The organism is Pseudarthrobacter sp. MDT3-1 (genome assembly GCF_054510755.1).
Genome location: NZ_JBTNDX010000001.1, coordinates 126,405 through 146,046, shown reverse-complemented (window position 1 = coordinate 146,046; position 19,642 = coordinate 126,405). Strand labels below are relative to the sequence as shown.

Annotated in this window: 20 protein-coding genes and 3 tRNA genes; 15 read left to right on the top strand and 8 right to left on the bottom strand. The window is 65.2% G+C overall.

What is annotated here, in order from left to right; genetic code table 11:
• The first annotated feature begins 37 nt into the window (after positions 1-37).
• From dnaG to ACX80X_RS00710, 3 genes are all read left to right on the top strand, one after another.
• On the top strand, positions 38-1,978 hold the full coding sequence (dnaG, locus tag ACX80X_RS00720) for a DNA primase (protein ID WP_252613683.1): 1,941 nt from the start codon (positions 38-40) through the stop codon (positions 1,976-1,978).
• A gap of 67 nt (positions 1,979-2,045) precedes the next feature.
• Positions 2,046-2,118 (top strand) — tRNA-Asn (locus tag ACX80X_RS00715).
• Between the two features lie 125 nt (positions 2,119-2,243).
• Positions 2,244-2,316: transfer RNA gene (locus ACX80X_RS00710), tRNA-Asn, on the top strand.
• A 50-nt stretch (positions 2,317-2,366) separates the two neighbouring features.
• Here ACX80X_RS00710 and ACX80X_RS00705 read toward each other — a convergent pair.
• The 3 genes from ACX80X_RS00705 to ACX80X_RS00695 all read right to left on the bottom strand — a co-directional run bounded on the left by ACX80X_RS00705 (position 2,367) and on the right by ACX80X_RS00695 (position 4,289).
• The gene (locus tag ACX80X_RS00705) at positions 2,367-2,774 is read right to left on the bottom strand and encodes a hypothetical protein (RefSeq protein ID WP_252607866.1); all 408 of its coding nucleotides are present in this window, start codon (positions 2,772-2,774) and stop codon (positions 2,367-2,369) included.
• Between the two features lie 85 nt (positions 2,775-2,859).
• Positions 2,860-3,051 carry a hypothetical protein gene (locus tag ACX80X_RS00700; protein WP_252599983.1) on the bottom strand — a complete coding sequence of 64 codons (192 nt, stop codon included), beginning with the start codon at positions 3,049-3,051 and terminating at the stop codon, positions 2,860-2,862.
• 14 nt (positions 3,052-3,065) lie between these two features.
• Positions 3,066-4,289, bottom strand: a complete 1,224-nt coding sequence (locus tag ACX80X_RS00695) for a multidrug effflux MFS transporter (RefSeq protein ID WP_252599984.1) — start codon at positions 4,287-4,289, stop codon at positions 3,066-3,068.
• Between the two features lie 190 nt (positions 4,290-4,479).
• Here ACX80X_RS00695 and ACX80X_RS00690 point away from each other — a divergent pair, with 190 nt between their 5' ends.
• From ACX80X_RS00690 to ACX80X_RS00665, 6 genes are all read left to right on the top strand, one after another.
• The gene (locus ACX80X_RS00690; RefSeq protein ID WP_252599985.1) at positions 4,480-5,334 is read left to right on the top strand and encodes a phage holin family protein; all 855 of its coding nucleotides are present in this window, start codon (positions 4,480-4,482) and stop codon (positions 5,332-5,334) included.
• A 60-nt stretch (positions 5,335-5,394) separates the two neighbouring features.
• On the top strand, positions 5,395-6,018 hold the full coding sequence (locus ACX80X_RS00685; protein WP_252599986.1) for a CDP-alcohol phosphatidyltransferase family protein: 624 nt from the start codon (positions 5,395-5,397) through the stop codon (positions 6,016-6,018).
• Positions 6,018-6,926 carry a DMT family transporter gene (locus ACX80X_RS00680; RefSeq protein ID WP_459310946.1) on the top strand — a complete coding sequence of 303 codons (909 nt, stop codon included), beginning with the start codon at positions 6,018-6,020 and terminating at the stop codon, positions 6,924-6,926. The genes ACX80X_RS00685 and ACX80X_RS00680 overlap by 1 nt, the downstream gene beginning before the upstream one ends.
• Positions 6,927-7,051: 125 nt before the next feature.
• Complete coding sequence (locus ACX80X_RS00675; protein WP_459310944.1) at positions 7,052-8,248, top strand: glycosyltransferase; 1,197 nt, start codon at positions 7,052-7,054, stop codon at positions 8,246-8,248.
• A 142-nt stretch (positions 8,249-8,390) separates the two neighbouring features.
• Positions 8,391-8,464 (top strand) — tRNA-Ile (locus ACX80X_RS00670).
• A gap of 190 nt (positions 8,465-8,654) precedes the next feature.
• Complete coding sequence (locus tag ACX80X_RS00665) at positions 8,655-9,845, top strand: acyl-CoA dehydrogenase family protein (RefSeq protein WP_252613681.1); 1,191 nt, start codon at positions 8,655-8,657, stop codon at positions 9,843-9,845.
• Positions 9,846-9,892: 47 nt separating this feature from the next.
• Here ACX80X_RS00665 and ACX80X_RS00660 read toward each other — a convergent pair whose 3' ends face one another.
• Positions 9,893-10,381: a murein hydrolase activator EnvC family protein gene (locus ACX80X_RS00660; protein ID WP_252599990.1), complete on the bottom strand. Its 489-nt coding sequence runs from the start codon at positions 10,379-10,381 to the stop codon at positions 9,893-9,895.
• Positions 10,382-10,784: 403 nt separating this feature from the next.
• On the opposite strand from ACX80X_RS00660, the gene rpsB reads away from it, so the two are divergent.
• From rpsB to ACX80X_RS00630, 6 genes are all read left to right on the top strand, one after another.
• The gene (gene rpsB, locus ACX80X_RS00655) at positions 10,785-11,708 is read left to right on the top strand and encodes a 30S ribosomal protein S2 (RefSeq protein WP_459310942.1); all 924 of its coding nucleotides are present in this window, start codon (positions 10,785-10,787) and stop codon (positions 11,706-11,708) included.
• A 129-nt stretch (positions 11,709-11,837) separates the two neighbouring features.
• Positions 11,838-12,674 (top strand): translation elongation factor Ts, encoded by an 837-nt coding sequence (gene tsf / locus ACX80X_RS00650; RefSeq protein WP_141139971.1) that lies wholly within the window; start codon positions 11,838-11,840, stop codon positions 12,672-12,674.
• 127 nt (positions 12,675-12,801) lie between these two features.
• Positions 12,802-13,539, top strand: a complete 738-nt coding sequence (pyrH, locus tag ACX80X_RS00645; protein ID WP_252599992.1) for a UMP kinase — start codon at positions 12,802-12,804, stop codon at positions 13,537-13,539.
• 125 nt (positions 13,540-13,664) lie between these two features.
• Positions 13,665-14,222 carry a ribosome recycling factor gene (frr, locus tag ACX80X_RS00640; RefSeq protein WP_056348274.1) on the top strand — a complete coding sequence of 186 codons (558 nt, stop codon included), beginning with the start codon at positions 13,665-13,667 and terminating at the stop codon, positions 14,220-14,222.
• Positions 14,222-15,145 (top strand): phosphatidate cytidylyltransferase, encoded by a 924-nt coding sequence (locus ACX80X_RS00635; protein WP_252599993.1) that lies wholly within the window; start codon positions 14,222-14,224, stop codon positions 15,143-15,145. The genes frr and ACX80X_RS00635 overlap by 1 nt, the downstream gene beginning before the upstream one ends.
• Positions 15,146-15,237: 92 nt before the next feature.
• Positions 15,238-15,822, top strand: a complete 585-nt coding sequence (locus ACX80X_RS00630) for a DivIVA domain-containing protein (RefSeq protein WP_252607872.1) — start codon at positions 15,238-15,240, stop codon at positions 15,820-15,822.
• A 24-nt stretch (positions 15,823-15,846) separates the two neighbouring features.
• On the opposite strand, the gene ACX80X_RS00625 is transcribed toward ACX80X_RS00630, so the two are convergent.
• From ACX80X_RS00625 to ACX80X_RS00610, 4 genes are read right to left on the bottom strand one after another with little or no spacing between them, the layout of a single operon-like run.
• Positions 15,847-17,313, bottom strand: a complete 1,467-nt coding sequence (locus tag ACX80X_RS00625; RefSeq protein WP_252599995.1) for a sodium/solute symporter — start codon at positions 17,311-17,313, stop codon at positions 15,847-15,849.
• Between the two features lie 7 nt (positions 17,314-17,320).
• Complete coding sequence (locus ACX80X_RS00620) at positions 17,321-17,671, bottom strand: DUF485 domain-containing protein (RefSeq protein WP_252599996.1); 351 nt, start codon at positions 17,669-17,671, stop codon at positions 17,321-17,323.
• A complete protein-coding gene (locus ACX80X_RS00615; protein WP_058929530.1) occupies positions 17,668-18,390 on the bottom strand; it encodes a LytR/AlgR family response regulator transcription factor in 723 nt (240 codons plus the stop codon). The genes ACX80X_RS00620 and ACX80X_RS00615 overlap by 4 nt, the downstream gene beginning before the upstream one ends.
• 33 nt (positions 18,391-18,423) lie before the next feature.
• Positions 18,424-19,614 (bottom strand): sensor histidine kinase, encoded by a 1,191-nt coding sequence (locus tag ACX80X_RS00610; protein WP_252607873.1) that lies wholly within the window; start codon positions 19,612-19,614, stop codon positions 18,424-18,426.
• Positions 19,615-19,642: the final 28 nt, after the last annotated feature.

Sequence of the window (19,642 nt, the reverse complement as noted above, 5' to 3'; positions counted from 1 at the left end):
CGCGTTCGCTGTCGGACCCCGCGACTAGGATGGCTCTGTGGCTGGCCTGATCAAACGTGAAGACATAGACGAAGTACGCCAGCGCACGGACATCAAGGAAGTGGTTGACGGCTACGTCACGCTCAAGGGTGCCGGGCTGGGAACCTACAAGGGCCTGTGCCCCTTCCACGACGAGCGGTCGCCGTCGTTCACCGTGCGCCCCCAGGTGGGCAGGTACCACTGCTTCGGGTGCGGCGAAGACGGGGACGTCATCGCCTTTGTGCAGAAACAGGACCACACCTCTTTCCACGAGGCAGTGGAAAAGCTGGCGGCCCGCATCGGGTACGAACTGCGCTACGAAGACGGCGGCACCGGCCCCAACCGTGAGGAAGTGGGCAAGCGCCAGCGCCTCCTGGATGCCCACAAAATCGCCGATGAGTACTTCCGCGCCCAGCTGCTGACGCCCGGGGCCGCCGAAGGCCGGAACTTCCTGTTCGGCCGCGGCTTTGACCGCGCCGCCTCGGAGCAGTTCGGCGTGGGCTACGCGCCGCAGGGCTGGGATGCGCTGCTGAAGCACCTGCGCGGCCGTGGCTTCACGGACCAGGAGCTGAAGCTAACGGGCATGTTCTCCGAAGGCAACCGGGGCATCTATGACCGGTTCCGTGGCAGGCTCATCTGGCCCATCCGCGATATCGCCGGCGACACCATCGGCTTCGGCGCCCGCAAACTCTACGAGGACGACCAGGGGCCCAAATACCTCAACACTCCCGAAACCACGCTCTACAAGAAGTCCCAGGTGCTCTACGGGATCGACCTCGCCAAGCGCAGCATCGCCAAAGACCGCCAGCTCGTGGTGGTGGAGGGATACACCGACGTGATGGCCTGCCACCTGGCGGGAATTCCGACGGCGGTGGCCACCTGCGGCACGGCGTTCGGCACCGAGCACATTAAGATCGCCCGCCGCTTGCTATCCGACGACGGCACCGGGGGAGAGGTCATCTTCACCTTTGACGGTGACGCCGCCGGGCAGAAGGCGGCACTGCGTGCCTTCGAGGAAGACCAGCGCTTTACCGCCCAGACCTATGTTGCCGTGGAGCCCACCGGCGCCGACCCCTGCGACCTGCGCCAAAGCAGGGGCGACGCCGCCGTGCAGGACCTGATCGCCACGCGCCGGCCGCTGTTCGAGTTTGCCATCAAGGCCACGCTCAGGCGCCACAACCTGGACACCGTGGAGGGCCGGGTGGCCGCGCTGCGGGAATCGGCTCCGGTGGTGGCGCAGATCCGCGACGCAGCCATCAGGCCCGAGTATGCCCGGGAACTGGCCGGCTGGCTCGGCATCTCGGTTGAAGACGTCAGCCGGGCTGTGGGCGTCGCCATGAAGCGTGCCGCCCCGGGCGGGCCGGCTGCACCGGGAACGCCCGCCGGTGCCCCGGGCCAGATGGCGTCCGCCGCGGCGGGTTCCGCCCAGGCGGGCGGACCCGGCGTGGCTGCCGGGCCGACGTCGGGCGCCGTCCCTTCCTACCAGCGGCCCGACCCCCGGGACCCCGTGGCCTCCATGGAGCGGCAGGCGCTGGAAGTGGCGCTGCAGGAGTCCGCCCTTCTGGGCGGCGGCATCTGGGAGCGCTTCGCGGCCGCACGGTTCGTAACGCCGGCGTTCCAGGCCGTGCACGACGCCATGCGCGCCTCGGGTCCCGGACTTATCGGTGAGCCCCTGCGCTGGGTGGAACAAGTGATGCACGAAGTCCCGGAACCCCTCCGGCCGCTGGTGTCCGAGCTTGCTGTGGTGCCGCTTCCCGCGAGCACCGCTGAAGCCGTCCAGAAGTACTGCAAGGACATTCTGTCCCGGCTGTTCGAGCTCCAGATCACGCGGGTCAAGGCGGACAAGATGGGCCAGCTGCAACGGCTGGATCCGGCAGCGAACCCGGAGGATTTCCAGCGGCTCAACAGGGAACTGATGATGCTCGAAATGGAGCGCCGGGCACTGCGCTCGGACGCCTGAAACGCGCCGATTTCACTCCTGATTTCGCTTCCAGCGGGTGTCTTTGCTAGGCTGGTACCCGCTTCATTCCTCCTTAGCTCAATTGGCAGAGCATTCGACTGTTAATCGAAGGGTTGCTGGTTCAAGTCCAGCAGGAGGAGCGCACAATCCCCGTTCCGGATCTCCGGAACGGGGATTTTTTTATACCCGGGGAGGGTATTTCGTGGTGTACCGCCGCCGATTTCCCATTCCTGGGAAAGCTTTGCTAAGGTCGTACCTGCTTCATTCCTCCTTAGCTCAATTGGCAGAGCATTCGACTGTTAATCGAAGGGTTGCTGGTTCAAGTCCAGCAGGAGGAGCAAACAAACAAAAGATCCCCGGCCTCTGTGAGGGCGGGGATCTTTTGCATTCACACAAAGTCCATTTCCACCTGCAGGAAGCGCTCAGCCTCGGCAATGGCCGCGCGGAAGGCGTCCTGCTCGGTGGGGTACTTGCGGGGCTCGCGCGGATGCCATTCATGGGGTGCTGAATACACGCGGACGAAGCCGGAGGCCGGTGGTGCGTAGAAGATCCCGAAGCGCTGCACGGGCCACTCAGGCGAGGTCTCCGGGGCCACCAGGAGGGCGGCGTTGAAGGCGGCGTTGAACCACTGCGCGATGGGCCGCCGCCGGTCGTCCGTGAAGAGTCCGGCGGCATAGAGGGCCGCGGACTGCTGGCCGGTTTGGGCGCACAGCCGGTCCCACCACATGGGCAATATGCCTGAGTCGCAACGTTGCCATGTGGCCGGGGGCGGCGAGTGGAACTGCCAGCGGGGCACGGATTCATTTTATCGTGGGAAAGCTCCCGGGCGGCAGGGGTGGGCCCTCCCCGGTGGACCGGGATTTGGCGCCACGTCCCAACAGCTAGGGACGGTTCCAGGGGCCCGGGTTGACCCGGTACAGCAGGGCAGCACCTGCCAGCGCGCCGAGGATGATGCCGATGGCGCCACTGCCGAACACGCGCCCAAGGAAGTAACCGGCGACGGCGCCCAGCACCGCCCCGAGGAACAGTCCCCGGGGGTTGCGGTGCGGTTTGCGTTTTGTGGGTTTCATCATTGGGTCGACGGGGTTCAGTGGATCGAGGGCACGCTGCGGGGCCTGACGACCAGCCAGAGGCCCGCTATCGCCACCAGTATGCAAGCGGCCTGAACGGCGCCCATGGGGGTGGAGCTGGTGATGCCCAGCCACCCCGCCACCGGTGAAACCAGGCCGGCCATCAGGAAGGTCGCGGCACCCAGGAGGGACGCGGCCGTCCCGGCCTGTGCGCCGTGGCTGCTCAGGGCCAGCACCTGCACGCAGGGGAATGTAAAGCCTGCGCCCATGATGTAGAACCAGAGCGGAACCATCACACCCCAGAGCCCCAGGCCGGCCTGGTCAAAGACCACGATCAGCAGGGCCATAAGGAACATCCAGGCTGTGGAACAAGCAAGGATCCATTGCGGCGGGACAGTACGGATGAGCCTGGAGCTGGTCTGGACGCCGGCCACAATGCCCAGGGAATTGATGCCGAACAGCAGGCCGTATTCCTGCGGCGAGAACCCGAAAATGTCCTGGAACAGGAACGGCGACGCGGACAGGTAGGTGAAGAGGCCAGCGAAGTTCATGCCGCCCACCACCAACAGGCCCACGAAGATCCGGTCCGTAAAAAGAACTTTGTAGCGCTGGCCGGCGGTCATTCCGGTCAGGCCGCGTTTCTCCGGTGGCAGTGTTTCGCGGACCAAAACGAGCGCGGCGATGATCACCAGGGTGCCGTAGCCGGCCAGGAACACGAAGATTCCCGGCCAGGGCATCACCAGGAGCAGCTGCGATCCGATCACCGGTGCCAGGATCGGTGCCAGCCCGTTCACCAGGGCCATGCGCGAGAACATCCGGACCATGGCATAGCCGGAGAACAGGTCCCGCACCATTGCCATCGCCACCACGCCGCCGCCCGCAGCACCCACGCCCATGAGGACGCGGAAGAGGCCCAGCGTGGAGATATCGGTGGACAGGGCTGCTCCCACGGAGGAGGCAATGTGCAGGGCCGTGGCCAGGATCAGCGGGAGCCGCCGGCCGAACTTGTCGCTGAAGGGGCCCACCACCAGCTGGCCGAGGGCAAAGCCGACGGTGGTGCCGGCCAGTGTCAGCTGAACCTGGGCCTCGGTGACCCCGAGGCTCGCTTCCAGTGCCGGGAACGCAGGCAGGTACAGGTCGATCGTGAACGGACCCAACGCGGTGAGGGCGCCGAGGAGGAGGATGTACAACAGTTTCCGGCGGCGGGTCAGCGAATCGCCCGGATTCGAGGGAGTGGTCACGGAGATCAATCCTAGGCCCCGGAAGTTCCATCTTTCCGGGGTTGCAGGCGCGCCGTGCGGCCAACCCGGAAGTTTGCGCTGAACCTGAATGATAGTTTTGGGGGCGGGACCGTGCTGCCGCGGGCTCCCACAGCACACGGATGCCGAACCAACCAGGCAGCAGACTACGCAACAAGTTAGGCGGGAACCGATGAGCGGACGTCACACCGGGCGCACCAGCCAGGGATTGCGGATCACCGCGCTGCCCAGGACGCTGAAACTTCTTTTCCGTCTGGCCCCTCGCCAACTCAACGATGAAATCGCCTTCGCCAAGATCGAGCTGAAGCGCAAGGGCATCCAGGTAGGTGTCGCCGCAGCCTTCTTCGCCGTTGCGCTTATTTTTGTGGCTTTCCTGGTGGTTGGCCTGATCGTGGCCGCCATTATGGGCCTGGCCACCATCATGCCGGCGTGGCTCGCCGCGCTGCTCGTCTGCGCCCTGTTCCTGGTCATCGCCCTCATTGGCGGCCTGATCGGCGTTCGCAAATTCAAGCAGGCCATGCCCCTGGTCCCGGCCGAGACCATCCGCGGCATCAAACACGATCTCGGCATCGCCAAGGAAGGCTCGGACTTCAACGCCGCGCTGCTCGATCCGGCCAGCCCGGAGGCCAAGGCCGCCAAGGCTGCCAAGGACGAGGCTGCCGCGAAGGCCAAGGCCGAGAAGGAAGCCAAGGCCGAGGCGCACAAAAAAGAGTTCCCGCAGGCCTCCGAACCCGAGCTTCACCGCCGCCTGGAGCAGCGCCGGCGCCACCTGGCCCAGATCCGCGACGAACTGGATACCGAGCTCGACATCAAGCCGCAGGCCATGTTCCTGCTGGGCGCTGCCAAGGAAAAACTGGGGGAGGGCAAGGCTGCCGTCGAACATGGCGCTGCCAAGGCCAGCCAAAAGTTCGCTGACTTCTCCGGATCCCCGGACGGCGCCGGCGTCCGCTGGAAGCCACTTGCCGCACTTGCAGCCTCCGCAACTATCTTTGTGGTGCTCCTGCGCCGGCTGCTGCGGAACCCCTAACAACACAACACGTCACACTGGGCTCTGAAGTCACACTGGGCTCTAAGGAAGGGGGACGGATTGAGGTTCATCGGCGCTGGTGCGCGGCCCGGCCGCCCCCAGGTTGACCACGACCGCGTCTTCACCATCCCCAACGCCCTGACAGTGCTGCGCTTTATGGGCGTACCACTTTTTGTCTGGCTCGTGCTGGCCCAGAAGGAATATGGGACCGCCGTTGTGGTCCTGGTGGTCATGGCGGGAACCGACTGGATTGATGGCTACGTGGCCCGCCGCTTCGACCAGGCGTCCAAGCTCGGCCGCGTCATGGATCCGCTGGCTGACCGGCTTGCCCTGATCGCGGTGGCGGTCACCCTGGTGATTGCCGGCGTCGTCCATTGGCTGTACCTGGCCGCACTCCTGGTGCCTGACGCCGTGCTCCTGGTGCTGACGCTCTCCTACTTCCGGGGCCACCCGGACCTGCCAGTGAGCCGTGTGGGCAAAGTCCGCACCGGACTCCTGCTCCTGGGCACACCCCTGCTGGTCCTGTCGCGATTGAACACCCCGTTTGCCGGGCCGCTGTACATTGCAGCCTGGATCGTGCTGGGACTTGGGCTCACCGGCCACTGGATTGCCGCGTACAACTATTTCTGGGCCATTCTGCGGAAGGGCCGTCAGCAGTCCCATCACGACGGCGGCACCGCCTGATGGTATGGGTGGCGGTCCTGCTGGCGGTGCTTGGGGCATTCTGCCTTGCCCTGGGTGCGCAGAAGCAGGGGAGCGCCGTCAAAGCCGACACCGGCGGGCTGGCGCTGAGTTCAAACGGCTTCCTCCGCCTGCTCCGCAATCCGCGGTGGGTGGTGGGACTTCTCCTGCTGTGCCTCGGGATGGGAATGAACGCGGTGGCACTGGTCTCCGCGCCGCTGACGGTGGTGCAGCCGATCGGCGCCATTGCGCTGGTCATTACCACCGTGGTGAACGCCCGCGACCAGGACATCACCATCAACCGGGCCACCATGGTGTCCATCGCGGCCTGCGTGACAGGTTCCGCACTCTTTGTCCTGCTCGCCGTCAACGTGACGCAGGAGAACCACCATGTGAGCCAGGAGGACGAGCTCACCATCGTGCTGCTGCTGGCACTGGCCGTCGGCGTGTTCGGCACCCTGGCGGTCATGTTCCGGCGCCGGATGAGCGCGTTTGTCTACATCCTCGGCGCCGGCGTCCTGTTCGGCTTTGTCGCGGTGCTGACGCGCATCATCGGCAAGCACCTGCTGGACCCCAACGGGCTGGCGCTGCTCAATGTCCAGTGGTATTCGGTGGTGGCCATCGCGGCGGCCGGCGGCCTGGGTTCCTGGTTTGTGCAGAGCGCCTACTCGGGCGGCCCGCCGGACCTTGTCATCGCCGGGCTGACGGTCATCGACCCGATCGTGGGCATCGCCATCGGCATCGTGATCCTGGGCGAGCTGCGCCCGGACGTCCACGCCGTGATGGCGATTGCCATGGCTACGGCTGCTTCGCTTGCTATCGTGGGGGTGATCGCCCTTTCCAGGCACCATCCCGAGGTCACCAAGCGCAGGAAAGATGCGCGGAAGGCGGCGGGCAGGGCGTCCCACTAGCTTGTTACCCAACTCGCGCACCTTCATGACCAGCCGATTCCAAGAGGCCCCGCGCTACCGTGCCGGCGGCCAACCGGTGCGGCCAGCGACAGCTGCCCGTGCCGTGACCTTCAGGAGCTCTTCACGTGACAACGCCCTCTGACCAGCCTCCCCTGACCATCCTGATCGCCGCGGATACGTATCCGCCCCACATCAACGGGGCCGCGCAGTTCAGCTACCGGCTGGCCAACGGTATGAGCGGACGCGGCCACAACGTGCATGTGCTGGCTTGCCGTGCGGACGACGGCGCGAGCTTCACCGAGTTCCGCTCCGAGGCCACCGTGCATCGGCTCCGTTCCCACGGGGTCTTCACGCACGAGTACTTCCGCATCTGCTTCCCCTGGGAAATCAAGAAGGAGATCGGCCTCCTTTTCGATCGGATCAAGCCCGATGTGGTGCACATCCAGAGCCACTACATGATCGGCGAGCACGTCCTCTACGAAGCGGCGAAGCGGGGCATCAGGATCGTGGCGACCAACCACTTCATGCCGGAGAACCTGAACCCGTTCCTGCCGTTCCCGCAGTGGTTCAAGGACATCATCGGCAAGATCTCCTGGAAGGACATGGGCAAGGTCATGGGGCAGGCTGACGTCGTCACCACGCCCACACCATTGGCGGCCAAGGCCATGCACCAGCACGCTTTCCTGCACAAGGTGCTCCCACTCTCCAACGGCATTGACTCCGCAGCCTATGAGCTGCAGCCCGGCGAAGTGATCGAACCGCACGCCCATCCAACAGTGGTGTTTGTGGGGCGCCTGGCCGAGGAAAAGCACGTGGACGTGCTCATCAATGCCGTGTCCAAGACCCCCGCGGAGCTCAACGTCCACCTGGAAATTGTGGGCGGCGGCGAAGTCCACGCCGCTCTTGAAGCGCAGGCGGAACGGCTCGGACTGGGGGAGCGGGTGAAATTCCTGGGACTGGCCAGCGATGAGGACCTCCGGGAGGCCTACATCAAGGCGGACCTGTTCTGCATGCCGGGGACCGCGGAGCTTCAGTCACTGGTGACCCTTGAGGCCATGTCTGCCTCCACGCCCGTCCTGTTGGCGGATGCCATGGCACTGCCGCACCTGGTGCGCGACGGCGAGAACGGCTATCTGTTCACACCCAACGACAGCGACGACCTCGCAGCCAAGATCATGCGGATCCTCCAGCTGCCGGCCGAGGAACGGGCGGCAATGGGCCAGGCCAGCCGGCGGATGGTGGAACCGCACAGCATCGAGGGCACGCTACAGACCTTCGAGGACCTCTACCGGGGTGCAAGCTACGACGACAAAGCCCTCTGACAGCGGTCTCGCAGTGGCCCGCTCAAGCCTGCCCGGACCCCGGCGCCCTGACTGTGTGGTCCTGATGCCCGCCACTGTTTGCTAGAGTGTTTTTGCCCTGCTGAAGCTGAAGTCCTCCGCGGACCACGCCGGCAAGGGCAGGGGGGCTATAGCTCAGCTGGTTAGAGCGCGGGACTCATAATCCTAAGGTCCTCGGTTCAAGTCCGAGTAGCCCTACCCAAGCACGACACCGCAGGAACCAAACCATCGTGGAACCGCGGCTGACGAGAGATCGTCGGCCGCGGTTTCTTTCGTTTTCCCGCAATCTGCGGTATGTTACTGACCAGTAACTTACCGAGCCGCTGAGTCCCGGCCTGTCCTGCCATGGCTGGCCTGTCCGCGCTGCTGATCTTTGCGAGGGAACCAAATGTCCAAAGCCTCTGTTGACATCAACAACCTTCCGTACGCCGACGGCGACTTCTTCGCCTTCGAGCAGCTTCTCACCGCCAAGGAGCAGGACCGGCTCGCCGAGATCCGGGGCTTCCTCGCCCGCGAAGTCCGGCCGATTGCCGTGGACTGCTGGAACCGCGGCGAGTTCCCCATGGAGCTCATTCCCAAGCTGGCCGAAATCGACCTGGTGAGCCCTGTGCGGCGCCAGGGCTACTCCAACCTGTTTGCCGGCCTGGTCCATGCCGAGGCCACGCGCGCCGATACCTCCATCGCCACCTTCATGGGCGTGCACGACGGGCTGTTTACCGGCTCCATCGAAGCCCTGGCTTCCCAGGAACAGCAGGACGCCTGGCTCCCGGATATCTATTCGCTGAAGAAGATCGGCGCGTTCGGCCTCACGGAGCCTCTGGGAGGTTCCGACGTAGCCGGCGGCACGCGCACCACAGCACAGCGGAACGGCGACACGTGGATCCTCAATGGCGCCAAGCGCTGGATCGGCAACGCTACTTTCTCGGATTGGGTGGTCGTCTACGCCCGGGACCTCGCCGACAACCAGGTCAAGGGATTCCTTGTGGATACGGCGCTGCCCGGCTTCAGCGCCACCAAGATTGAAAACAAGATCTCCCTTCGGACCGTACAGAACGCGGACATCGTCCTGGAGAACGTGGTGGTTCCGGACTTCTTCAAGCTGGCGGGCGCCAACAGCTTCCGCGACACCAACAAGGTCTTGAAGGTCACGCGGCTGTCCGTCGGCTGGCAGGCAGTCGGACAGCAGCTGGCAGCCTTCGACGTGGCCCGCCGCTACGCCGTGGAACGCCACCAGTTCGGCCGCCCGCTGGCATCATTCCAGCTCGTCCAAAGCCAGCTGGTACAGATCCTCGGGAACGCAGTCAGCTCCATGGGCATGATGGTCCGGCTTTCCCAGCTGGAGGATGCCGGCCAGGCCAAGGACGAACAGTCCGCCCTTGCCAAGGCATTCACCACCGCCGGGATGCGCGAGAGCGTGGCGATCGGCCGTAGCCTCCTGGGCGGCAACGGCATCGTGACCGACTTCGAGATGGCCAAGATATTTGCCGACGCTGAAGCCATCTACTCCTATGAGGGAACCCACGAGATCAACACCCTCGTGACCGGCCGCGCCATCACCGGGATCTCGGCGATCGTCTAGAGCCGTCAGCCGTCAGCCGTCAGCCGTCAGCCGTCAGCGCTCGGCGGTCAGCCAGTGTCCAGCCCCAGGGGCAGCAGGATGGACGGGCGGAGGTCGGTGACGAATTCGAGCGGATTGACGTAGGCGTCCCCCCGCCTCACGCCCCAGTGGACGCAGGCAAGAGCGCCGCAGTGCCCGGGTTGCAGCGTTCCGATGATCTCGCCCTTCGCCACCACGGCCCCGGCCGTGAGCGGGCTTCCGACTGGCTCAAAACTGCTGCGGAGGCCGCCCCCGTGATCGATGGTAATCACGGGGCGGTCCACCACTACTCCCACGAAACTGACGGTGCCGGACTCCGGCGAGGTGACCGGGACGCCGGCGTGCGTCGCCTCAAGGTCCACGCCACGGTGCCCGCTCATCCATGGCTTGTCCGGCGGGTCAAAGGCGCGCAGCACCGCGGGCCTGGGGGAGAGCGGCCACTCCCAGGAGGCGCGCGGCGCTGGAGCCGCCGCGGCCGGTAGTAGCAGCACAGCGGCGAGGGCAAGTATTGCTTTCATAAACCCAGCTTTGCGTGCCGGATCCCGCAGCGGGAGTGCGCACTTCGGCCATGTGGAAAACGCCCGTCGAAGGCCTTGGGGTTGTCCTTCGGCTATTGGCTCCTGTTGTACACTTGGTGGAGCAGTTTGCTGTGCCCTCAACGCTTGCGTCGGCACGCCTCATTCAGGAATGCGGGGGAGCAGCAACTGACTACGCGTATCCAGCCCTCCAAATCTGAAGCCCCGGCTTTGTATGAGGAGGATTGTGTCTCTTGCGGTCAGGGCCTCGCGGTCCTGATGAGAGTCGCAATGGATGCCAGGAGCACGGCCCGCCTTGGGCCACGCTAATTAACCGTCAACTATTGGCAGGGTAAGAGGGCCTGAAAGGCTCTCTCATGAATGACCTGCCGGAAGGAGCGCCGGCATGCCCGTCGTAACTATGCGCCAGCTGCTTGACAGCGGCGTCCACTTTGGACACCAGACCCGTCGTTGGAACCCGAAGATGAAGCGATTCATCTTCACGGAGCGCAACGGCATCTACATCATTGACCTTCAGCAGTCGCTGTCCTACATCGACCGCGCCTACGAGTTCGTAAAGGCCACCGTTGCACACGGCGGCACCGTACTCTTCGTCGGCACCAAGAAGCAGGCCCAGGAATCCATCGCTGAGCAGGCTACCCGTGTTGGACAGCCTTACGTGAACCAGCGCTGGCTCGGCGGTATGCTGACCAACTTCCAGACCGTTTCCAAGCGCATCCAGCGCATGAAGGAACTGGAAGAGATCGACTTCGACGACGTCGCCGGTTCCGCGTACACCAAGAAGGAACTGCTGCTCCTTCGCCGTGAACTCACCAAGCTGGAAACCAACCTCGGCGGTATCCGCAACCTGACCAAGGCACCTTCCGTGCTCTGGATCGTGGACACCAAGAAGGAACACCTGGCCGTTGACGAAGCCAAGAAGCTGAACATCCCGGTTGTGGCCATCCTGGACACCAACTGCGATCCTGACGAAGTCGACTTCCCGATCCCGGGCAACGACGACGCCATCCGCTCCGTGAACCTGCTGACCCGCGTTGTCGCCGACGCCGTTGCTGAGGGCCTCATCGCCCGCCACAACCGCGCCACGGGCACCACGGAAGCTCCGGAAGAGCCGCTGGCTGAGTGGGAGCGCGAACTCCTCGAAGGCAGCAAGACTGAAGAAGCACCTGCCGCTGAGGCTGCTCCGGCTGCTGAAGAAGCTGCCGCTCCGGCAGCCGAAGAAGCTGCTCCGGCAGCCGAAGAAGCTGCTCCGGTTGCCGAGGAAGCTCCGGCTGCTGCCGAGGCTCCCGCCGCCGACGCTGACAAGTAACACTAGTAAATCCGGATTCTCCGGCGCTGCCTGCAGCGCCGGAGCACCTGACAGGATGGCGGCTCACCCGGTGAGCCGCTGTCCTGTCGGTCCGTACACCACATACATTTTCTAGACAGAGGGGTTCACATGGCGAACTACACTGCCGCTGATATCAAGGCTCTGCGCGAGCGCACCGGCGCCGGCATGATGGATGTCAAGAAGGCTCTTGACGAAGCCAACGGTGACGCCGAAAAGGCCATCGAGATCATCCGCATCAAGGGCCTCAAGGGCGCTACCAAGCGCGAAGGCCGCTCCACCGCCGAAGGCCTGGTGGCCGCAAAGGTCAGCAACGGCGTCGGCGTGATGATCGAGGTCAACTGCGAGACCGACTTCGTCGCCAAGGCTGACAAGTTCATCCAGCTGGCCGATAAGGTCCTGGCCGTGGCTGTGGAGTCCGGCGCTGCCGACCTCGACACCCTCCTGGCCATCGAAGTTGACGGCAAGCCGCTGTCCGAGGTTGTCGTCGAAGAAGGCGCAATCCTCGGCGAAAAGGTTGTTGTCCGCAAGCTGTCCCGCATTGAGGGCGGCACTGTTGACGCATACCTGCACAAGACGTCCAAGGATCTCCCGGCCCAGGTCGGCGTCCTGTTCGCTGTTGAGGGTGAAGGCGAAGCCGCTGCCACCGCCGCACACGATATTGCAGTGCACATCGCAGCGATGTCCCCGAACTACCTGACCCGCGAAGACGTTCCGTCCGACCTTGTCGAGTCCGAGCGTCGCATTGCCGAAGAGACCGCCAAGGCTGAAGGCAAGCCCGAGGCCGCAATGTCCAAGATTGTGGAAGGCCGCGTTACGGGCTTCTACAAGGGTGAGGTCCTGGTTGACCAGGCTTTCGCCAAGGACGCCAAGAAGTCTGTGGCGCAGGTCCTCGAAGAGGCCGGCGTCAAGGGCACGTCCTTCGCACGCTTCCGCGTCGGCTCCTAGTCGAATCCGCAAAGGGGTGGCCACTTCGGTGGCCGCCCCTTTTGCATGCACCGGCGAAACGTCCGATGAGACCTTTGGCCACCCGGCACGATAACCTTTTTCAGAGTTCACCAACGGGAAGGCACCCATGGAAGCCGTCAATTCTTCAAGCCAGCCAGAGAAAAGCAGGCGCCGCGTCCTCCTGAAGTTGTCGGGCGAGGTCTTCGGCGGCGGCAAGCTGGGCGTTGATCCCGACACTGTGCGCGACGTCGCCAAGCAGATCGCCGCAGCGGTCCCCGAAGTGGAAGTTGCCATCGTCGTCGGCGGCGGCAACTTCTTCCGCGGCGCGGAACTGTCCCAGGGCGGCATGGACCGCTCGCGCGCCGACTACATGGGCATGCTCGGCACCGTCATGAACTGCCTGGCACTGCAGGACTTCCTGGAGCAGGCCGGCGTTGAAACCCGCGTCCAGAGCGCCATCACCATGGGGCAAGTCGCCGAGGCGTACATTCCCCGCCGGGCCATCCGCCACATGGAAAAGGGCCGAGTGGTCATCTTCGGCGCCGGAGCCGGCCTGCCGTACTTCTCCACGGACACAGTGGCCGCCCAGCGCGCCCTGGAGGTCCACGCGGACGTCGTTCTGATGGCCAAGAGCGGCGTGGACGCCGTCTACACCGCGGATCCCAAGAAGGACCCCACTGCCGAGAAGCTGGACACGCTGAGCTACGACGACGCCCTGCGCCGCGACATCAGGGTCATGGACCAGACCGCGATGACCATGTGCAAGGACAACAACCTGTCCATGGTGGTTTTCGGGATGGAAGGCGAAGGGAACGTCACCCGCGCCATCTTGGGCGAAAAGCTCGGTACCCTGGTGACCCCGTAGCTGCAGCTAGGATGATCTGAGCACGGTTCCATGCCCGCAACCGGGCAACAATGGAACCAGGAACCATGAACCAAGATTGTGCAGGGAACCGGTACCCGGACTGCACTGATTTCTGAGGAGAGACAGTGATCGAAGAAACCTTGCTCGAAGCCGAAGAGAAGATGGACAAGGCGGTAGAGGTAGCCAAGGAAGACTTCGCCTCGATCCGCACCGGACGGGCAAATCCGGGCCTTTACAACAAGGTCCTGGTGGACTACTACGGTTCGCCCACCCCGCTGCAGCAGCTTGCCTCCTTCGCCATTCCGGACGCGCGCACCATCCTCATCACGCCGTTCGATAAAACCGCACTGCGCGACATCGAGCGGGCCCTGAGTGATTCCGAGGTGGGCGCCAACCCCTCCAACGACGGCAACGTCATCAGGATCACCATCCCGGACCTGACCCAGGAACGCCGCAAGGAATACGTCAAGATCGTCAAGACCAAGGGCGAGGACGCGAAGATCTCCATCCGCAACATCCGGCGCAAGGCCAAGGAAACGCTGGACAAGCTCGTCAAAGACGGCGAAGCCGGCGAGGACGAAGGCAGCCGCGCCGAAAAGGAACTGGATGGCCTGACCAAATCGCACGTGGACGGCATCGACGAGCTGCTCAAGCGCAAGGAAGCAGAGCTGCTCGAAGTCTGATGAGCCAGGCAGAGCAGGCGCCCACCCAAAGGGCGCGCACCAGGGGGAAACAGTTGCGGAGCAATCCGACGCCCAAGGCCGGCCGGAATCTTCCGGCAGCCATTGTGGTGGGCCTGGCCATGCTGATCGGCGTGCTGGGCGGCCTGGTTTTCCTCCCGCTCGGATTCGTGGCTGTCACCACAGGGTTCGCGGTCTTCGGAGTCTGGGAGATCTTCCGTGCCCTGGAGGCGAACGGGACCAGGATGCCCATCGTCCCGGTCATGGTGGGTACAGTCGCCATGCCGTTCGCCGCCTATCTCGGCGGTCTTGAGAGCCTGCTTTTCGCCATGCTCCTGAGCTGCGTGGCAGTCCTCCTCTGGCGTTCAGTGGAGAACCCTGCCGGATCAGCGAACAGCATCTTTGCCGGCGTGTTCACGCTGGGCTGGGTCCCGTTCTTCATCAGTTTCGCCACGTTGCCGCTGCACGCCGTCGGCGTCGCCACCCCGGTGGGTCTCTGGCCTGGCGGAACCGTGCCGCCCGGGGCCTGGCAGGTGGCCGTGATGCTGCTGCTGGTCGTCTCGAACGACACGTTCGGCTACCTCGTGGGCGCATCGCTGGGCAAACACCCCATGGCCCCGAAGATCAGCCCCAAGAAATCATGGGAAGGCTTCGCCGGCTCCATTGCCGGGGCCATGCTGATCGGCATCCTTGCCAGCATTCTCCTGCTGGGCAAACCCTGGTGGGTCGGTGTGGTCCTCGCCGTGGGCGTCGTTGCAGCATCCACCGCAGGAGACCTGGCCGAGTCGATGGTCAAACGTGAACTCGGGATCAAGGACATGAGCAGCATCCTGCCCGGACATGGGGGCGTCATGGACCGCCTGGACTCCATCGTCTTCGCCTGTCCCGTGGCCTTTGTGCTGTTCGCACTGGTTGCGGGCGTCTGACGCGACCCTCTCGGACTATCTTCGCCGGACCGCCGGCAGCGCCAATAGACTGGTGCGTAACCTGACCCAGCTGAAGCAACAAAGGAACAACAGTGGCATTGGACTTTCAACGGAAAATCCCCGCGTCGTTTGAGCGCGTGCGGGGCAACGAATTCGGGTACAACGCCAAACAGGTGGACCAGTTCCTCCAGCGGGCCAGGGTGGCACTCGAGACGCCGAAGGCCGCCATCCACGCCGTCACCAGCGCCGATGTCCGGAGCGTCTCCTTTGACCCGGTCAAGGGAGGCTACGCTGCCGCCGTCGTCGACGCAGCGCTGGACCGGCTCGAAGACGCCTTCGCCCGCCGCGAACGGGACGAACTGATCGCCGCCAAGGGCGAGGATGCCTGGCTGCGGGAGATCGGCAGCCTCTCCGGGATCCTCCGGGGCCGCCTCCACCGGCCTGACGGCGAGCGCTTCCGGCGCCCGTCAAAAAAGAAGGCCCGCAGTTACAACACCCTGGACGTGGACAATCTTTGCTACGACCTGATCGGCTACCTCGAAGAGGACAAGCCGCTCAGCGTGGACAATGTCCGCAGGGTGGTCTTCCGTCCCGCCGTGGGCAAGGACGGTTACGAAGAGACCCAGGTTGATGCCTTCCTGGACCGCGTGGTTGAACTCATGGCGGCCATCGACTGACTGCCCGTTAGCTGATCACGGGACTCACCGTTCGGTCACCAACGGCCGTTCGGGAGTGTGCAGCCGGGTCATGACGCGGCTCATGGTCCGCGGAATCCGGTGTTTTGTGCCCCGGGAGACAATCACCGTCACGGCGAAGGCGGCGGGAACCGTCCACGCCGCCGGCTGGGCCAGCCAGAAGGGCGTGCCGGCAGCGCCCAGGACCGTTCCCCACACCATGGCGCCGCCGCAGAGGACGCCGCCGGTCACCATTCCGGCAATGGCGCCGGCATCGGTGAGTCCCCGCCACCAGATGCCCAGCAGGAGCACCGGGCACACAGTGGAGGCGGTAAACGCGAACACCAGGCCCACGCTGCCCGCCAGAGCCAGGGAATCAGTCATCACGGCAAATCCCAGCGGAACCACAGCGGAGACGACGGCGGCGACCCGGAATCCCCGCACGCTGCCGCCCAGGACGTCCTGGCTGATCACGCCCGCCAGCGAGACCACCAGGCCCGAGGTGGTGGACAGGAACGCGGCGAAGGCCCCGGCCACCACCAACGCTGAGAGCAGGTCGCCCGCGGTTCCACCGATCAGCTGCCCCGGCAGGAGGAGAACCACCGCGTCGGCCTGCCCTGACCGGGCAAGTTCGGGCGCGAACATCCGCCCCACCAGCCCGTAGGCGGTGGGAAACAGGTAAAAAACGGAGAGCAGCCCGAGCACGATCAGCGTGGTCCGCCGTGCCGAGTGTCCGTCCGGATTCGTGTAGAAGCGGACCAGGACATGGGGGAGTCCCAGCGTGCCGAACAGCAGCGCCACCAGCAGCGAGATGTTCTGGTACGGCCCGGCGGGGGCCAGCCCGGTGGGATTCACGACGGCGGGGGCCACGGCGGCGCTCCCGTCACCGGCGAGCGTGAACACGATGAAGAGGACGGGCACGGCAAGGGCGGTGAGCTTCAGCCAGAACTGGAACGCCTGCACAAACGTAATGGAGCGCATGCCTCCGGCCACAACTGTCAGGCACACCACAACCACCACGGCCACGGAGCCTACCCAGGCCGGCAGCCCGGTGGTGATCCGGATGGTCAAGGCCGCGCCGTGGAGCTGAGGCACTATGTACAGCCAGCCCACCACAACCACCACCACGCTGGTCACACGGCGGACCGCGCGCGAATCCAGCCTCGCCTCGGTGAAGTCCGGGATCGTGTACGCGCCGGAGCGGCGCAGCGGTGCGGCCACAAACAGCAGCAGCATCAGGTAGCCGGCGGTGTAGCCCACGGGAAACCACAGCGCGTCGGTACCGGACAGCAGGATCAGTCCGGCCACGCCCAGGAAACTCGCCGCCGAGAGGTACTCCCCGCCGATGGCCGAGGCGTTCCACCATGGCTTGACGGTCCGGGAAGCCACGTAGAAATCGCCCGTGGTCCGGGAAATCCGCAGGCCGTAAAACCCGATAGCGGCCGTTGCCAGCGAAACCAACACGAGAGCGATCACACCCACTGCGGGATTCATGAGGTGGTCACTCGTCCCCGGCCAGGTCCCGGTAGCGGGCCTCGTTCCGTGCGGCGGTCCGGATATACAGCCAGGCGCTGAGGCCGATGACGGGATAAATGCCTGCACCGAGCAGGATCCAGTCGAACGGGATCCCCGCGATCCGGGTCTCGGCGAGGCCCGGTAGGGCTGCCAGCAGCAACGGGAACGCGCACAGGACCAGCATAAAGCCGATGGCCACCACCACGGCCAGCCGCAGCTGGGAACGGATCAGGGAGCGGACGAAGACCTGCCCCACCTCGGATTCCTCCGCCGCCTCGCGGGACTCCCGGGCCGGCCGGGGTGCCGAGCGCGGAGCGGTGACGCGGACCCGGGTCATGCCTGCGGCCGGATGCGGGTGGCTTCCAGTTTTTCCCTGACCGTGGGAAGGTGGCGGCGGCTGATGGGCAGGCCGGCACCGGCCACCGAGACGCTGGGTTTGTCCGCCGTCAGCTTCATGGACTGCACATGCTTCAGCGCCACGAGGTAGGACCGGTGCGTCCGGATAAACCCGGCCTCGGCCCACTGCTGCTCCAGGTCTGCCAGCGGAACCCGGATGAGATAGCTGGCATCCGCGGTGTGCAGCCGGGCGTAGTCGCCCTGCGCCTGGACGTACGTGACGTCGTCGCGCCTGATCATCCTGGTGGTGCCGCCCTGGTCAACGGTGATCATCTCGGGGGCGGGGCCGCCGCCGTCGCGCAGTAGCTCGCTGATCCGTCCCACCGTCCGGGACAGCCGCTCGGCCCGGACGGGCTTAAGGAGGTAGTCCACGGCGGCAAGCTCGAACGCCTCCAGGGCGCAGTCCTCGTCCGCGGTGACAAACACCACCACCGGCGGCTTGCTGCTGCGCGCGATGGCGCGGGCAACATCAAGGCCGGACACGGCGGGCATGTGAATATCCAGGAAGACGGCGTCAACCGTTGCGGTGTTCAGGGCCCGCAACGCTTCTGTGCCCGAAATGGCCCGGTGGATGACCCCGATCCGGTCATCCTTGCCCAGGAGATAGGCCAGCTCCTCCACGGCGGGTAACTCGTCGTCGGCGACGAGGACATTAATCATGGTCCTACATTAGCCGCCTTGGAAACCAGGCGTTCAGGCGTCGTGGCCGGGCTGGGACTTGGGCACGCGCATGGTGATCAGCGTTCCCTCGCCCGGGGCTGTCTCGATCACCAGGCCGTGCTGGTCCCCGTAAACCTGTCGGAGCCGGGCGTCCACGTTGCGCAGCCCCACGTGGTCGCCGTCGTGGTGCCCTGCCAGCATCGACTGGAGCTCGGCAGGGTCCATCCCCACGCCGTCGTCCTCTATGGTCACTTCCGCATAGGCGCCCGAATCATTGGCCGTGATGGTGATGTGGCCCGCCCCTTCCTTGGCCTCCAGGCCGTGCCTGACGGCGTTCTCCACCAGCGGCTGCAGGCTCAGGAACGGGATGACGGTGCTCAGGACTTCAGGCGCGATCCGCAGGCTGACCTGGACGCGGTCACCGAAACGGGCGCGCTCCAGCAGCAGGTACCGGTCGATGCAGCGCAGTTCCTCCGCCAGCGTGGTGAAGTCACCGTGGCGCCGGAACGAGTACCTCGTAAAATCAGCGAACTCCACCACCAGCTCGCGCGCCCGCTCCGGATCCGTGTTGATGAACGACGCGATCGCGTTCAGCGAGTTGTAGATGAAATGCGGACTGATCTGGGCACGCAGCGCCCGCACTTCGGCTTCCATCAGCAGCGTCCGGGATGCGTCCAGCTCAGCCAGCTCCACCTGGACGGCCACCCAGTCCGCCACTTCGCTGGTGGCACGGACCAGGCCTGCGCCCGCCGCCGGGGCAAACGCCGCCACGACGCCCACCACCCGTGAGCCCGCACGGACCGGCGCGATGACGGCGGCGAAGCTTCCGGAGGCATGGCCCGTCCCCAGGTCCCGCGCCTGGAGCACCGCCGTCCGCCCGCCGATCAGGACGTCCGCAGCCAGTTCCATCAACCGGGGCTTCAGTTCCTCGGCGGCACCGTCCCAGGCCAGCACGCCGGCCGTATCGGTGATGGCCAGCGCATCACAGCCCAGCAAGTTCCTGAGCTGCCGGCTCGCCTTGGCGGCGCCCGCCGGATTGAGGCCCGTACGCAGATGCTGCCCGGCACTCGATGCAGCGTGGAGGGTGTTGTACGTGGCGCGTTCGGCGTCGGTGCCAAGCTCACGGAAGGATCGGAGCAGCTTGATGCCAACACCGACGACGACGGCGATCGCCAAGATGATCACCGCAACGGCGGCTGCAGTCAGGAGGGGGGAGTCCGGCATGGTGCCCAGCGTAGCGGCGGGTGCCGTT